The sequence below is a fragment of the Methylobacterium sp. Leaf104 genome (genome assembly GCF_001422885.1).
Lineage (GTDB): Bacteria > Pseudomonadota > Alphaproteobacteria > Rhizobiales > Beijerinckiaceae > Methylobacterium.
In genome coordinates this window covers 165,693-178,575 of record NZ_LMMZ01000037.1, presented here as the reverse complement: position 1 = coordinate 178,575, position 12,883 = coordinate 165,693, and the positions used below count along the sequence as shown (strand labels likewise).

At 71.9% G+C, this 12,883-nt stretch carries 14 protein-coding genes; 7 read left to right on the top strand and 7 right to left on the bottom strand.

All coding sequences use genetic code 11. The annotated features are described in order from the left end of the window. Window positions 1-11 precede the first annotated feature (11 nt). A complete protein-coding gene (locus ASF49_RS17790) occupies window positions 12-428 on the top strand; it encodes an EVE domain-containing protein (RefSeq protein ID WP_056476396.1) in 417 nt (138 codons plus the stop codon). Between the two features lie 13 nt (window positions 429-441). On the opposite strand, the gene ASF49_RS17785 is transcribed toward ASF49_RS17790, so the two are convergent. Further along, the gene (locus ASF49_RS17785) at window positions 442-1,101 is read right to left on the bottom strand and encodes a response regulator (RefSeq protein WP_056475998.1); all 660 of its coding nucleotides are present in this window, start codon (window positions 1,099-1,101) and stop codon (window positions 442-444) included. After that, window positions 1,098-2,591 carry an ATP-binding protein gene (locus tag ASF49_RS17780; protein WP_056475995.1) on the bottom strand — a complete coding sequence of 498 codons (1,494 nt, stop codon included), beginning with the start codon at window positions 2,589-2,591 and terminating at the stop codon, window positions 1,098-1,100. Before ASF49_RS17780 ends, ASF49_RS17785 begins: the two co-directional genes overlap by 4 nt. Before the next feature lie 100 nt (window positions 2,592-2,691). Here ASF49_RS17780 and ASF49_RS17775 point away from each other — a divergent pair, with 100 nt between their 5' ends. Together ASF49_RS17775 and ASF49_RS17770 are read left to right on the top strand one after the other, a co-directional pair. Further along, window positions 2,692-3,585: a DUF6925 family protein gene (locus tag ASF49_RS17775; RefSeq protein ID WP_056475992.1), complete on the top strand. Its 894-nt coding sequence runs from the start codon at window positions 2,692-2,694 to the stop codon at window positions 3,583-3,585. A 203-nt stretch (window positions 3,586-3,788) separates the two neighbouring features. Beyond that, entirely contained in the window at window positions 3,789-4,703 is a 915-nt protein-coding gene (locus ASF49_RS17770) for a hypothetical protein (RefSeq protein WP_156653070.1), read from the top strand. A gap of 34 nt (window positions 4,704-4,737) precedes the next feature. Here ASF49_RS17770 and ASF49_RS17765 read toward each other — a convergent pair whose 3' ends face one another. Further along, window positions 4,738-6,453: a DEAD/DEAH box helicase gene (locus ASF49_RS17765; RefSeq protein WP_056475985.1), complete on the bottom strand. Its 1,716-nt coding sequence runs from the start codon at window positions 6,451-6,453 to the stop codon at window positions 4,738-4,740. Between the two features lie 308 nt (window positions 6,454-6,761). Here ASF49_RS17765 and ASF49_RS17760 point away from each other — a divergent pair, with 308 nt between their 5' ends. Both ASF49_RS17760 and ASF49_RS17755 read left to right on the top strand, forming a co-directional pair. After that, window positions 6,762-7,883 carry a calcium:proton antiporter gene (locus ASF49_RS17760; protein WP_056475982.1) on the top strand — a complete coding sequence of 374 codons (1,122 nt, stop codon included), beginning with the start codon at window positions 6,762-6,764 and terminating at the stop codon, window positions 7,881-7,883. After that, window positions 7,883-8,971, top strand: coding sequence for an NAD(P)/FAD-dependent oxidoreductase (locus tag ASF49_RS17755; RefSeq protein ID WP_056475979.1), 1,089 nt, complete (start codon window positions 7,883-7,885; stop codon window positions 8,969-8,971). Before ASF49_RS17760 ends, ASF49_RS17755 begins: the two co-directional genes overlap by 1 nt. A 15-nt stretch (window positions 8,972-8,986) precedes the next feature. Here ASF49_RS17755 and ASF49_RS17750 read toward each other — a convergent pair whose 3' ends face one another. From ASF49_RS17750 to ASF49_RS23265, 4 genes are all read right to left on the bottom strand, one after another. Next, window positions 8,987-9,412 carry a GFA family protein gene (locus tag ASF49_RS17750; RefSeq protein ID WP_056475974.1) on the bottom strand — a complete coding sequence of 142 codons (426 nt, stop codon included), beginning with the start codon at window positions 9,410-9,412 and terminating at the stop codon, window positions 8,987-8,989. A 68-nt stretch (window positions 9,413-9,480) separates the two neighbouring features. Beyond that, a complete protein-coding gene (locus ASF49_RS17745) occupies window positions 9,481-10,203 on the bottom strand; it encodes an FAD-binding oxidoreductase (RefSeq protein ID WP_056475971.1) in 723 nt (240 codons plus the stop codon). Further along, window positions 10,196-10,801 carry a sulfite oxidase-like oxidoreductase gene (locus ASF49_RS17740; RefSeq protein ID WP_056475968.1) on the bottom strand — a complete coding sequence of 202 codons (606 nt, stop codon included), beginning with the start codon at window positions 10,799-10,801 and terminating at the stop codon, window positions 10,196-10,198. The genes ASF49_RS17745 and ASF49_RS17740 overlap by 8 nt, the downstream gene beginning before the upstream one ends. Before the next feature lie 77 nt (window positions 10,802-10,878). Beyond that, window positions 10,879-11,043: a YqaE/Pmp3 family membrane protein gene (locus ASF49_RS23265; protein ID WP_082511389.1), complete on the bottom strand. Its 165-nt coding sequence runs from the start codon at window positions 11,041-11,043 to the stop codon at window positions 10,879-10,881. Between the two features lie 175 nt (window positions 11,044-11,218). Between ASF49_RS23265 and ASF49_RS17735 the strand changes: the two genes are divergently transcribed. Both ASF49_RS17735 and ASF49_RS17730 read left to right on the top strand, forming a co-directional pair. Next, on the top strand, window positions 11,219-12,085 hold the full coding sequence (locus ASF49_RS17735; RefSeq protein WP_056475965.1) for a hypothetical protein: 867 nt from the start codon (window positions 11,219-11,221) through the stop codon (window positions 12,083-12,085). 13 nt (window positions 12,086-12,098) lie between these two features. Further along, window positions 12,099-12,836: a hypothetical protein gene (locus tag ASF49_RS17730; protein ID WP_056475962.1), complete on the top strand. Its 738-nt coding sequence runs from the start codon at window positions 12,099-12,101 to the stop codon at window positions 12,834-12,836. Window positions 12,837-12,883: the final 47 nt, after the last annotated feature.

Below are 12,883 nucleotides of genomic sequence, written 5' to 3'. Positions count from 1 at the left end.
TGGAGAAGCGCATGGCCTACTGGCTCTACAAGTCCGAGCCCTCGACCTGGTCCTGGGAGCAGCAGGTCGCCGCGGGCGCCGCCGGCACCCACTGGAACGGCGTGCGCAACCACGTCGCCAAGAAGCACCTCATGGCCATGGAGGTGGGCGAGCGCGGGTTCTTCTACCACTCGAACGAGGGCAAGGCGGTGGTGGGGATCGTCGCGGTGATCCGGCCCTACTACCCGGATGATTCCGACGAGACCGGCCGCTTCGGCATGGTCGACCTGCGCGCCGTGGAGGCGCTGCCGCGCCCCGTCACCCTGGAAGCCATCAAGGCCGAGCCGCGGCTCGCCGCCATGGTGCTCGCCAACAACTCACGCCTTTCGGTCCAGCCGGTCACCGAGGTGGAGTGGGCGGTGGTGCGCGAGATGGGCGGACTCGGCTGACTCCCGGCGGGGCTCATCCCTGGCGCTGCGCCTGCGTCACCGCCACGTGGATCAGCTCCGCCAGGGTGCGCAGGCCGAGCTTCTGGCGCATCATCGAGCAGGCATTGGTGATGGTCTTGTAGCTGACCGAGAGGTCGCTCGCGATGGCGCCGTAGGACTTGCCCTGCGCCAGGCGCTGCAGGATCTGCAACTCGCGCGGCGTCAGCTGGGTCTCTGGCGTGCGCCTCGGATCGCTGCGCAGCATCGCGACCTCGGTGGCCAGCCGCGGATCGAGATAGGGCCGGCCGGACCGGACCCGATCGAAGGCCTCGAACAGCTCGCCCGAGGCGTGATCCTTGAGCACGTAACCGAGGGCGCCGGCCTCCAGCGCCCGGGAGACGATGACCGGATCGTTGTGCATGCTGAAGACGAGGATGCGGACCGCCGGGCTCGCCCTGCGCATCCGCCGGATCAGCTCGAGGCCGGCCAGCCCGCTGCCCTGGAAGGTGAGGTCGCAGATCACCGTGGCGGGACGCCGGCGCAGGAAGCGGCGATAGCCCGCGACCACGCTGGTGGCCTCCAGGATCCGCTCGATCCCCGCATCCTCGAGCACCCGCCGGCACCCCTGGAGCACGATCGGATGATCGTCGATGACGAGGGTCTGGGCCTCGGTGGCGGTGGCGATCGCGGTCATGCGCTGGGAATCGGACTCGTTTCGGCGTCGCGCTCATCATCGAGCGGAATCATGATCCGGACAACCGCGCCGGGCTGTGCATTGTCAAGCCGGAACGTGCCGCCGAGGGCCTCCACGCGCTCGCGCATCCCCGACAGGCCGAGCCCGAGGCCGTGCTCGGGCGCGATGCCGCTGCCGTCGTCGCGGATGGTGAGGTGGAGCGCCCGGCCGCCCGGACCGCCCGGCGTCGCCGCGTCGAGGGCCTGTACGGTGACGTTCGAGGCGCGGCCATGGCGCACCGCGTTGGTCATGCTCTCCTGGATGCAGCGGAAGACCGTGAGATCGGTGACGTCGCCGTAGCCGCGCGCGAGCCCGTCGAAGCTGCCGGCGAAGCGCGTGCCGGCGTGGCGCCGGCGGAAGTCCCGCAGCAGCAGGTCGAGGCATTCCGGAAGCGGCACCTGCCCGAGGGCGTGCGGGCGCAGGCGGTTGAGGAGGTCGCGGTTCTGGGTCTGGACCTGCCCGACGATGCTGGCGATGTCCTGCGCGCGCTGCTTCAGACGCGCCCGGTCGGGGGGCGCCTCGGCCTCGGCCATGCGGACGACCGAGGCGGCGGTCGCCTCCAGGGCGAAGAGACAGGGACCGAACTCGTCGTGAAGCTCCAGGGCCGTGCGCCGGCGCTCGTCGTCCTGGGCCGAGAGCAGCTGGCGATTCAGGCGCCCGTTGGCCGCGCGGGTGTCCGACAGGGCCTCCGCCACGCGGTTGAAGCGGGTGGCGATGGCGGCGAGCTCCCGCGAGGCCGGCGGTTCGAGGCGCACGGTGTAGTCCTGCTGCTCCAGCTGGATCAGGCCGTCGGAGAGTCGCGTCAGGGGCGCCAGCACCCGGCCGAAGGCCACTGTCAGCGCGGCGAGGAGCCCGAGGCTGAGGCAGAGGCTCGCGAGGGACAGCGACAGGGCATAGCCCCAGACCTCGTCGATCTCGTCGTTGGGCTGGGTGGTGATGCGGGCGGTGCCGATGCGCAGGCCCTGGGCCACGATGGGCAGGTCGTGCTCCCGGATCGGCGGGGCGATCAGCGCCGCGAACCAGGCCGGCGCCGCGTGGTGGTCGCGCCGGACCCGGCCGAGGCCTCCGGTGACGACCTTGCCGTCGGAATCGAGCACGGTGACGCGGACGTGGCGCAGGTCGTGGATGCGCAGGTTCAGGGTCTGGAGAATGCCGGCGGGCGGGCCGGCCTGGGCGAGGTCGATGGTGTCGGAGACGAGAAGCTCGACATTCGTCATCGCCGCCTGCATCTCGACCTCGACGGCGGAGCGGGCGTTCAGCACGATGACGGCGCAGGAGACCAGGGCGGCCAGGAGGTCGATGGCGAGGACCAGGACGATCATCCGGGTGCGCGTCGACCACGAGGCCCAGCGCGGCCAGCGGCCGACCCGCCCGGACGGAGCCGGGTGGGCTCCCGTCCGGGCAGGCAGGTCCGACCGGAGGCGGGAAGCGGAGGCGGCGTCGTGAGTCATGGCGATTGGGGAGAGGCCCGGCGAGGACACCGTGAACGGTCGTCGCCCCGTGTGTAGCGGACCCGGAGCCGGATGGCAGCCTTCCGATCCGGTCAGAGGGTTGATCGCCACGGCCCTGGCCGACCCGGAGACCACCTGGACGATGGGCGGGTTCGGGGCACTCGCGCGTTTTTGCCGGGATCCCGACGCGGGGGCGGGCGCTCCGGCGGGCGGACGCCTCGGGCTGGTCACCCCGCGCGGCGGGATCGCCCTCGATCCGGCCGACGCGATTCCCCTTGCCTACGAGACGGCCTTCGCAGGGGGCTGGAGCCACGCCGTCGCCCTGTGCCTGCCGGCGGGGCGCTGCCCCCGGATCGGACCCGGATCGATCCGCGCGGCGGGCCGCGACGCAGCGGCGCTTCGCCCGCGAAATCTTGGGGACAAGTGGTTCGACCTCGGCCTGGCCCTGCCGCAGGGCCGGATGTTCCTGCGCTCGGCCGATCCGGACACGCTGGCGCGCCTCGCGAAGCTGGTCGGCCACGCCTGGACCGAGGATCCGGTCGGCACCCTCGACCTTCTCGCCGTCGCGGACGTCGTCGTGACCACGCCGCTCGGCCGCATCGAGGTCCTTGCGGGGACCGGAACCGAGCCGGGCGGCCCGCGCGCCTTCCTCGATCCGAAGATCCTCGCCCTCGGCCGCACCCATGCGGCCACCGCTCCGATCCCGCGCGGGCTCGTCCCCGTGGCGCAGTTCGTGCCGCCCCATCCCTGCCGGGATCGCGAGGGCCGCGCCCGCCCCTTCGATCCCGCGGCGCATGCCGCCTTCCAGGCCGTGCTCGCCCGGTGGGGCGATCCCGCCCTCGTCCGGCTCAAGGCGCAGCAGGTTGCGGGGGCGCCGCCTTCGGCGAAGGGGGCGACCCGGTTCACGCGCGGGATCGGCCGGGTCATCCAGCTCCAGGCCGAGGCGCGGGCGAATCAGGACAGTCCGAAGTCGTCTCCAGACACCCCTCGTTAAACCTGTCGGGCTTATTCAGATTCGCGCCGTGTCTGGTCCGAAGCTGTTCAAGGCTTGGGTCAAGGACATCTTCATGCCCCATTGCGGCGCCTCTGTCGTTACACGCAGGTGGCGCCGCTCCGGCGTCGCCGCGCCGGTCGTGCCCCGCCGGCGCCGCGTGATCGACCGGCAACGGTCAATCCGAACCTCCAGAAGCGTGCGAGATGTCTGAGACCATGATGTCCGTGACGATCGATCCCTCCGAGACCCGGCGCCCGGCGGCGGCTCCGCGCCCGTCCCGGGTGAACCTCCGGGTGGTGCTGCTCTCCGGCCTCGGCGTGCTGGGGCTCGCCGGCTTCGCCGCCATCGCCTCGACGACCCTCGGCAGCCTCGCGGGTCCGCAATTCACCCGGCCGACCCTGGCCAAGGCGACGGCCGCCGGCTCCGGCCTCGGGAACAGCGCCTCCGACTGGCCGGACCTGCGGGACGGTGTCCCGGCCCTGGCACCCGCGGCTCCGAAGACCGTCGCGGCGGCGCCCGAGGGGGCGGCGGTTCCGGTTGCCGCCGCGAAGGCGGAGCTGCTGCCGGCCGCGATCGCCCCGCCGGTGGTGCAGGTGGCCCGAGGGGCCGCCGCCACGCCGACCGACGTGAAGGTGCCCGAGGCGAAGCCCACCGAGACACTCGCCGAGACTCCGGCCCAGAAACCCGCCGTCCTGGCGGCTGCGCCGAAGCCGCCCCGCCTGCCGCAGATCGAGAACGCGTCCGTGCTGCCGCCCGCCCGTCCGGCCTCGCTGGTTCCGGCGACCCGGACCGCGGCGCTGATCGCCCCTCTGCCCAACGAGACCACCCGGTCTCGGGCCACCGGCGGCACCTTCACCGCCCTGACGCCGGAGCGCGAGCCCGAGAAGCGCAAGCCCGTGGTGTCCGCGGCCCATGCCAGGCCCGCTTTGGCCAAAGCGGCTGCCAAGCCCCCGGCGGCGGCGGCGGCGGCGGCGCAGGTCGCGCAGGCCGAGCCCGAGCCGGAGCAGACCGAGTTCCTCGGTGTGAAGGTGCCGTCCTTCGCACCCGCCGGGCGCAAGATCGCGGAGAGCGTCGAGGCGCTCGGCAACGCGGTGAAGAGCCTGCCCGACCACTTCTGAGAGAGGAGCGCCCGCGCAGGGCGCTCCCCGCGGTTCAGCGCGCCCGGCTGGCGCGCGGCTTCTTGGCAATCTCGCGCTCGTGCCGGGCGCCGCGCGGGCTCTTGAGGCCCTTCGGTCCCTTCTCCTCGCGCGCCGGCTCCCCGTCGAGGAGCGGCTCGACCTGGATCTCGGGCGAGCCGTTCTTGGCGAAGGTCTGGGCAAAGCGCGAAGCCGCGCCGCCGCGGACCTCGAACTTGGTCTCACGATCGAAGATGCGGATCGCGCCGATCTCCTGGCGACCGATATTGCCGCGGCGGGTCAGCATCGGCAGCAGGCGGCGCGGGTCGGCGTTGTCGCGCCGGCCGAGATTGAGCCGGAACCACACGGCCGGACCCTGGGCGTCGATCCGATCCATGTCGGCGGGATCGTAGACCGGGCGCGTCTTCCGCTCGGGACCGGCGCCCGGATCGGTGACGTCCTCGGGGGCGGGCAGGCGGGAGCGGTAGATCCGGGCCAGGGCCGCGGCGAGTTCCTGGGGCGTCCGCTGCGCCATCAGGGTCTCGGCCATGGCGACGTCTTCCTCGGCCGGCTCCTCGGTGAAGATCGGGTCCTGCCACATGCGCTCGCCGTCGAGGCGGCGGATCTCGTCGGCGGTGGGCGGGCCGGCCCACTCGAAGGAGACCTTGGCGATCATCAGCATCTGCTCGGCCCGGCGCCGCTTCGAGGCCGGGATCAGCAGGAGGCTGGTGCCCTTGCGCCCGGCGCGGCCGGTGCGGCCGGAGCGGTGCTGCAGCACTTCGGCATCGTGCGGCAGGTCGGCATGGATGACGAGGCTGACCGTGGGCAGGTCGATGCCGCGGGCGGCGACGTCGGTGGCCACGCAGACCTTGGCCCGGCCGTCGCGGAGCGCCTGGAGGGCGGCGTTGCGCTCGCCCTGGCCGAGCTCGCCCGAGAGCGCCACGGCCGAGAAGCCGCGCTCGGTGAGCACCGCCTGGAGGTGGCGCACCGCGTTGCGGGTGTTGCAGAAGATGATCGCCGTCGGCGCATCCATGAAGCGCAGGGTGTTGACCACCACGTGCTCCAGCTCGCGCGGCACCACGCGGATGGCCTTGTAGGTGATGTCGGCGTGGCCACGCTCCTGGCCCTTCACGGCGATGCGCAGGGCATCGTTCTGGTAGCGCTCGGCCAGCGTCGCGATGGCCTTCGGCAGGGTCGCGGAGAACAGGAGCGTGCGCCGCTCCTTCGGGGTCACCGACAGGATGAATTCGAGGTCGTCCCGGAAGCCGAGATCGAGCATCTCGTCGGCCTCGTCGAGGACGACGGCGCGCAGGTCCTGGGTGGCGAGGTTGCGCCGCTCCAGGTGGTCGCGCAGGCGGCCCGGGGTCCCGACGACGATGTGGGCGCCGTCGTTGAGCTGGCGGCTCTCGCGGCGCGGGTCCATGCCGCCGACGCAGGAGATCACGCGGGCGCCGGTCTCCGCGTAGAGCCAGGTCAGTTCGCGCTCGACCTGCAGCGCGAGCTCGCGCGTCGGGGCGATGACGAGGGCCAGTGGCGCGCCGGCGGGGCCGAAGCGCTCGGCGTCGCCGAGCAGGGTCTCGGCGAAGGCGAGGCCGTAGGCCACGGTCTTGCCCGAGCCGGTCTGGGCCGAGACGAGCAGGTCGCGGCCCTGGGCGGCCGCCTCGATGACGGCGCTCTGGACGGGCGTCGGGTCTTCGTAGTCGCGCGCGGTCAGCGCTCGGGCGAGCGGGGCCGGCAGGGTGGGGAAGGGCACTGTGACGGAAGCCTTAGCGGGCAAGCAGGCGGAAGACCCGCCGGGGAGGGTGTCGCGCGGGACGCGACGAACTCCGAACTGACGTGATTCCGGCCTCGAACGGTTACGGATGGTGTCTCTTGTAGCCGGAACTGCGGCGCAGCGCCATGACTGCGGATGCATGCCCGTCCACCGATGGGCGCCCGACCCCGATCTCGCCGGCTCCCACAGCTAAGTTCCGCTGCTGGACTGTGCGGGCGCACGGGCTGTGCCACTTAGAAGCGAAGGTGGCTGAGGCTGTGACCCTCGGGCCGGAACCAGGGTGAACGATGGCGGCGATCTTACGTCTTGTGGTGGCCTGGGCGAGCGTCGCCGCCTTCGCCGTCTACGGTCCGTCCTGGCTCGGAAGCCTCGATTCGCCGCTCTGGGCCACCGCGCTGTTCCTGTGGCTGTTCTCCGTCATCCTGTGGGCGGCCTTCGGCGTGGTCCACGAGGCGGAGGAACTGGCGCACATGCTCGGCGAGCCGCTGGGCACGCTGGTGCTGACCCTGTCGATCGTGCTCATCGAGGTCGCCCTGGTCTCGGCCGTGATGCTCTCGCCGAAATCGGTGCCGACCCTCGGGCGCGACACGATGTTCGCCGTCCTGATGATCGTCCTCAACGGGATCGTGGGCCTCGGCCTGCTGATCGGCGGGCTGCGGCACCACCAGCAATCCTACAATCTGCAGGGCACCTCGGCCTTCCTGTCGGTGATCATCCCCCTGGCCACCATCGCGCTGATCATCCCGAACTTTACCACCTCGACCACCGGCGGTACGCTGACCACCCTCCAGGCCGTGGCGTTCTCGGTGTTCACGGTGGCGCTCTACGGGATCTTCCTGATGATCCAGACGGGCCGGCACAGCAGCTTCTTCATCCACGACGGTGGCCAGATGGTGCGGTCGAATGCCGACGCGCCCGCCGGACCCGAGGCCGGGGGAGCGGGCGGCGTGCGCGGCCTCACGGTGCTCAAGCACATCGGCCTCCTCATCGCCAACATCCTGCCGATCGTGCTCCTGTCGAAGAGCCTCGCGTCGATCCTCGATCACGGCATCGAGGCCCTGGGGGCGCCGAGCGCACTGGGCGGCGTCCTGATCGCCGCCATCGTGTTCACCCCCGAGGGCATCAGCGCCCTGAAGGCCATCGCCCGCAACGAGCTGCAGCGCGCCATCAACCTCTGCCTCGGCGCGGCGACCTCGACCATCGGCCTCACGGTGCCGGCCGTGCTCGCCGTCGGGCTGATCTCGGGGCAGACCGTCGTGCTCGGCCTCGCTCCGACCGAGATGACGCTCCTGGTCGTCACCCTCATCCTCAGCACCCTGACCTTCTCGGGCCTGCGGACGACCGTGCTGGAGGGGGCCGTCCACCTGGTTGTCTTCTTCGTCTATCTCGTGCTGATCTTCAGCCCGTGATGGACATCCTCGTCGTCGGTGCCGGAATCGTCGGTCTCGCGGTGGCCCGGTCGCTCGCGCGCCGCGGCCACTCGGTCGTCGTGGCCGAGGCCGAGGACGCCATCGGCACGGGAATCTCGGCGCGCAATTCCGAGGTGATCCACGGCGGGATGTACTACCCTGCCGGCTCACTGCGTGCCCGGCACTGCGTCGCGGGGGCGGCGATGCTCGCCGCGTTCTGCGACAGCCACGGCGTCGCCCATCGCCGCTGCGGCAAGCTCATCGTCGCCACCGACGAAACCGAGCGCGAAGCCATCGCGGCGCTCAAGGTGCGCGGCGACGCCAACGGCGTCCCGGGCCTGGTGCTCCTCGAGGGAGCCGAGGCCCGCGCCCTCGAGCCCCATCTCGCCTGCGTCGCCGCCCTGCACGCGCCCGGCACCGGCATCGTCGACAGCCATGCCCTGATGCTGGCCCTCCAGGGCGACCTGGAGGATGCCGGCGGCGCCGTCGCCTTCGACAGCCGGATCACGGAGATCGCGCGGACCGGGGAGGGCTGGAGCGTCACGGTGAACGGCGAGGCCCTGCCCTTCGACGGCGTCGTCAACGCCGCCGGCCTCGGAGCCCAGGCCATCGCCGCGGCCGTGGAGGGCTATCCCGCCGCGCGCATTCCGCGCCAGGTCCTGGCCAAGGGCAGCTATTTCGGCTGCACCGGTCGGCCGGCCTTCTCGCGCCTGATCTATCCGGCACCGGTCGAGGGCGGACTCGGCATCCACCTCACCCTCGATCTCGCCGGCCGGATGCGCTTCGGGCCGGACGTCGAATGGGTCGATACCCTGGACTATCGGGTCGATCCCGCCCGCGCCGACAATTTCGCCCGCGCGATCCGGCGCTACTGGCCGGGCCTGCCCGACGGGGTGCTGACGCCGGATTATGCCGGCATCCGCCCGAAGCTGACGGGGCCGGGCGAGCCCGCCGCCGACTTCCGGATCGACGGCCCGGCCGAGCACGGGCTTCCCGGCCTGATCCATCTCTTCGGGATCGAGAGCCCGGGCCTGACCTCCAGCCTGTCCCTCGCCGAGGATGTCGCCGACCGCCTGGTCGGGGCCTGAGGAATGCGGCCGCCCCTAGCCTTCGGCGACGAAGCGCAGGGTACCGGCGAGCCGGCTCGATCCGCCCGTATCGTTCGGGTGGTTGACGCCGTCGACCACCGGGACCTCGGCGAAATCGAACGGGCTGAGGCCGTCGAGGCAGGCGACGTTGACGCCGTACTGGTTCGGGTTCGAGCGGCGCGTGTGGTGGGTGTAGATCCCGCAGCGCGAGCAGAAGAAGTGCTGCGCCACGCCGGTATTGAAGCGATAGCCGGTCAACAGGTCGGTGCCCTGCAGGATCTCGACGCCGCCGGTCACGGCCGACACGACGACGGCGCCGCGCATCCGGCAATAGGAGCAGGTGCAGCGGCGCGCCGTGTCGAGGCCGTCGACCAGCGTCGCCCGGAAGCGGACACCGCCGCAATGGCATTGCCCGCAATGCCGGTTGGACTTCGCTTCCATCGCTCTCGACCTCCGCTGGCGCGTGCCATCTAGGCCCGACGCCGATGCCGGGACAAGGACGGGACGGCTCAGCCGCCGAAGCGCTCCGTGTGGATGCGGGCGGGATCGAGCCCGGCATCGACGAGCAGGTCCGCCACCGCACCGACGAAGGGGTTGCCGCCGCACAGATAGGCATGGCGGGGCGGCCCGAGGCGCTCCAGCGCCTCCGCGATCATCGCCGCATCGACCCGGCGACCGCCGGCGCGGGTGAAGTTCAGAATCAGCTGAAAGTTCGGCTCGTCCCGGGCGCGCACGGCCAGCTCCTCGGCGGCGATGGTCTCGCCGGGATCGCGCGCCGAGTAGAGCAGGAGGGCCGGCACCCCGGGCGCCGCCGCCGCGCGGTGACGCAGCATCGCCAGGAGGGGCACCACGCCCGAACCGCCGCCGACCAGGAGCAGGGGACCGCCATCCTCAGGGCGCCAGACGAAGGCGCCCCCGATCGGCCCACGCAACTCGATCGTGTCGCCGACCTCCGCCACGGCGTCGAAGAAGCCCGAGACCTCCCCGTCCGGCAGGCCCTCGATCATCAGCTCGATGGTGCCGTCGCCGTCCGGCGCCGAGGCGATGGAGTAGCTGCGCTGGGCCTGATACCCGTCGGGAGCCGTGAGCCGGACGTCGACGTGCTGCCCGGCCAGGACCGGGCGGTCGAAGCCGACCCGGAAGCGGTAGCTCTTGACCCGGTTCGTCACCGGCCGGATCGCCGTGAGAGTGGCCGTCTGCCAGGGGAGGGGCCGTGCGGCCGGATCAATCACCGGTGAAGCGCTGCTCGCGCCAGGGGTCGCCGTACATGTGATAGCCGCGCAGTTCCCAGAACCCGCCCTCGTCGCGCCGGGTGAAGCGCAGACCCTTCACCCACTTGGCGCTCTTCCAGAAATACAGGGGCGGTACGAGGAGCCGGGCCGGGCCGCCATGGTCCGGCGGGATCGGCTCGCCGTCGTAATGGGTCGCGACCATGCCCTTGCCGCCGGCGAGATCGGCGACGGGCACGTTGGTGGTGTAGTCGTCGTAGCCCTCGGCGAGGAGAAACGCGGTCGGCGCCGCGACGCCGGCATCGGCGAGCAGGTCGTCGAAGCTGACGCCCTCCCAGGCCGTGTCGAACTTCGACCACTTCGTCACGCAGTGGATGTCCCCGCCCCAGCGGGTACGCGGCAGGGCGCTGAAGGCGTCCCAGGTCCAGCTCTTCAGGGGGCGCGAGCCCTCCCGCAGGGTGAAGGACCACGTCGCGAGGTCGACCCGCGGATTCGGGCCGATCTGGAGAACGGGAAAGTCCTCGGTGAGGTACTGGCCCGGGGGCAGGCGCTCGCGGGTCGCCTCGGGAGGCTTGCGCCCCGTGAAACCTCGTGTGCTCATCGTGGCCTCGTGCCCGTCCGTCCGCTCGCGGCGATCATGGGATGAACGATCGACCCGCGGGGCAGGCTACCATCCCCTCAGCGATCGCGCAGCACCAGCCAAAGGGCGTGGATGGTACCCGGCAGAACGCCCATCAGGGTCAGCAGGATGTTGAGGAGGAACTGCAGCCCGATCCCGGTGGTCAGGAGCACCGCGATCGGCGGCAGGAAGATCGCGAGGATGATGCGGACGAGGTTCGACACGGCGGCTCCGGGCGGATTGCGGTCGCGGGGTTGCGGTCGCAACGGCCCAACCGCAACGGGATCGCCGCGGCCGAGTTCCCGGCGGTCGGCCGGCGGATTGCTTTTTCTTAAATTCTGCCGCCCCAGAGTATCCCGCAGCATCGATACAGGCCGCTTCGTGCAGGACCCCTCGCGGATGATCGAAAGTCCCGTTCGCGAGATCGAGCAGGTGGCGCAGCGCGGCACGTCCGGGCCGGGGGGCCGCATGCTCCGGCGTCTCTCGATGCTGTTCACCGAGCGCGCCGAAGGATTGCACGAACTGCATGTCGAGGCCTTCGACGCCGTGATGCGTCCGCTGACGCGTTCGGCCGACGGCGCGGCGCGGGCCGCCCTCTCGGACGGCCCGGCGGACCTGAGCAACGCGCCGCGCGCCGTGGTGCGGGATCTGGCCCTCGACGCGGACATCGCCGTGGCCCGGCCGGTACCGCAGCGCTCCCCGCGCCTCGCCAAATCCGATCTCGTCACCGACGTGCTGGCGGCGCGCGGCGATACGGAGACGGTGCAGGTCGTCGCCGGCAATGCCGGAGCATCCTTCTCCGCCCTCGCCGAGCGGGCGCGGGTCGATGCGGTCCTGAGGGCCATGCTCGAATCGCGTGCCGCGCCCGCGGGAAGGACCTCCGCCGTCGTGGCCTCTCCGACACGCGCGACGGGGCTGCCGCGCCCGAGCGAGGATGACGAGCGCCGGATCAAGGGCCTGATCAGGCACGGCGAGATCGATGCGGCGCTCGCCGAGGTCGCACGCCCCGCGGAGGAGGCGCCGCAGGTCGCTCGGCGCGCCTACGAGGCCGCGGATCACGATCCGCTCCTGTTCCTGCTGCGCGCGATCCGTTTCGGCTTCGGAACCCTGAAGCTCTTCCCGCAGACGAAGCCCGGACCCCCGCGCCGGCAAGAGACGTGGGCCGGCATCCAGACCGCCTTCCAGGCCCTGTCCGTCACCACGGCGCAGCGGGTGATGCGCCTGTCGGCGCAGCCGGGGGGCGAGCCGAACCCGCCCCGGCGCTGAGTGCGGAACGCGGATGCTCGTCGAACTCCTGCACCTCCTCATCACCCCGGTCCCCTTCGCGCATCGCCGCCGCGGCCACCTGCGCGAGAGCGTGCTGCTGATGTCCCGGGGGCGGCGCTGCCGCGCCGCCTGGGCGCCGCATCTCGCGGCCGCCCGCGCGGCGATACTGGCCTCCTGCGAGGGGCTCGGGCGGCGGCGGGTCGCGATCGTCCTCGGCTCCGGGCTCCTCGAGGACGTCCCGCTCGCCGCGCTCGCGGCGCGCTTCGAAGCGGTTCATCTCGTGGATGCGGTCCATCTCTGGCCGGCCAGGCTCCAGGCCCGGGCGCATGCCAACGTCCGGCTGATCACCGCCGACCTCTCGGCCGTGCCGGATCGGCGCGATCCGCTCTCGACCCTGTGCGGCGGTGAGGCTGTCGACTTCGTGGTCTCGGCCAACCTCCTGTCGCAACTGCCCATCCTGCCCCTCGACCGGCCCGGCTTCGTGCCGCCCGATCTCGGAAGCCGGATCGTGCAGGCCCATCTCGACGGCCTCGCGCGCCTGCGCGCCCGCGTCTGTCTCCTCACCGACGTGGAGCAGATCGAGGAAGATCGGAGCGGGCAGGTGATCGACCGGCTCGATCTCCTGCACGGGGTCCGCCTCGGGCGGCCCGACCGGTGCTGGACCTGGGAGCTGGCGCCCTTCGGCGAGGCCGCGCGCCACCGCCGCCTCGTTCACCGCGTCGAAGCCTTCCTCGACTGGCGCGGACCCTGAAACGCGAAGAAGCCGCCCTTTGGGGGCGGCTTCCGGAGGTTTCGCGA

Excerpts from the sequence above, each read along its gene's own strand:
- ASF49_RS17730 (WP_056475962.1), top strand. The coding sequence starts at position 12,099 with ATGCTCGTCGAACTCCTGCACCTCCTCATCACCCCGGTCCCCTTCGCG.
- ASF49_RS17790 (WP_056476396.1), top strand. The coding sequence starts at position 12 with ATGGCCTACTGGCTCTACAAGTCCGAGCCCTCGACCTGGTCCTGGGAG.
- ASF49_RS17760 (WP_056475982.1), top strand. The coding sequence starts at position 6,762 with ATGGCGGCGATCTTACGTCTTGTGGTGGCCTGGGCGAGCGTCGCCGCC.
- ASF49_RS17785 (WP_056475998.1), bottom strand. The coding sequence starts at position 1,101 with ATGACCGCGATCGCCACCGCCACCGAGGCCCAGACCCTCGTCATCGAC.
- ASF49_RS17780 (WP_056475995.1), bottom strand. The coding sequence starts at position 2,591 with ATGACTCACGACGCCGCCTCCGCTTCCCGCCTCCGGTCGGACCTGCCT.
- ASF49_RS17735 (WP_056475965.1), top strand. The coding sequence starts at position 11,219 with ATGATCGAAAGTCCCGTTCGCGAGATCGAGCAGGTGGCGCAGCGCGGC.
- ASF49_RS17740 (WP_056475968.1), bottom strand. The coding sequence starts at position 10,801 with ATGAGCACACGAGGTTTCACGGGGCGCAAGCCTCCCGAGGCGACCCGC.
- ASF49_RS17755 (WP_056475979.1), top strand. The coding sequence starts at position 7,883 with ATGGACATCCTCGTCGTCGGTGCCGGAATCGTCGGTCTCGCGGTGGCC.
- ASF49_RS17770 (WP_156653070.1), top strand. The coding sequence starts at position 3,789 with ATGTCTGAGACCATGATGTCCGTGACGATCGATCCCTCCGAGACCCGG.
- ASF49_RS17750 (WP_056475974.1), bottom strand. The coding sequence starts at position 9,412 with ATGGAAGCGAAGTCCAACCGGCATTGCGGGCAATGCCATTGCGGCGGT.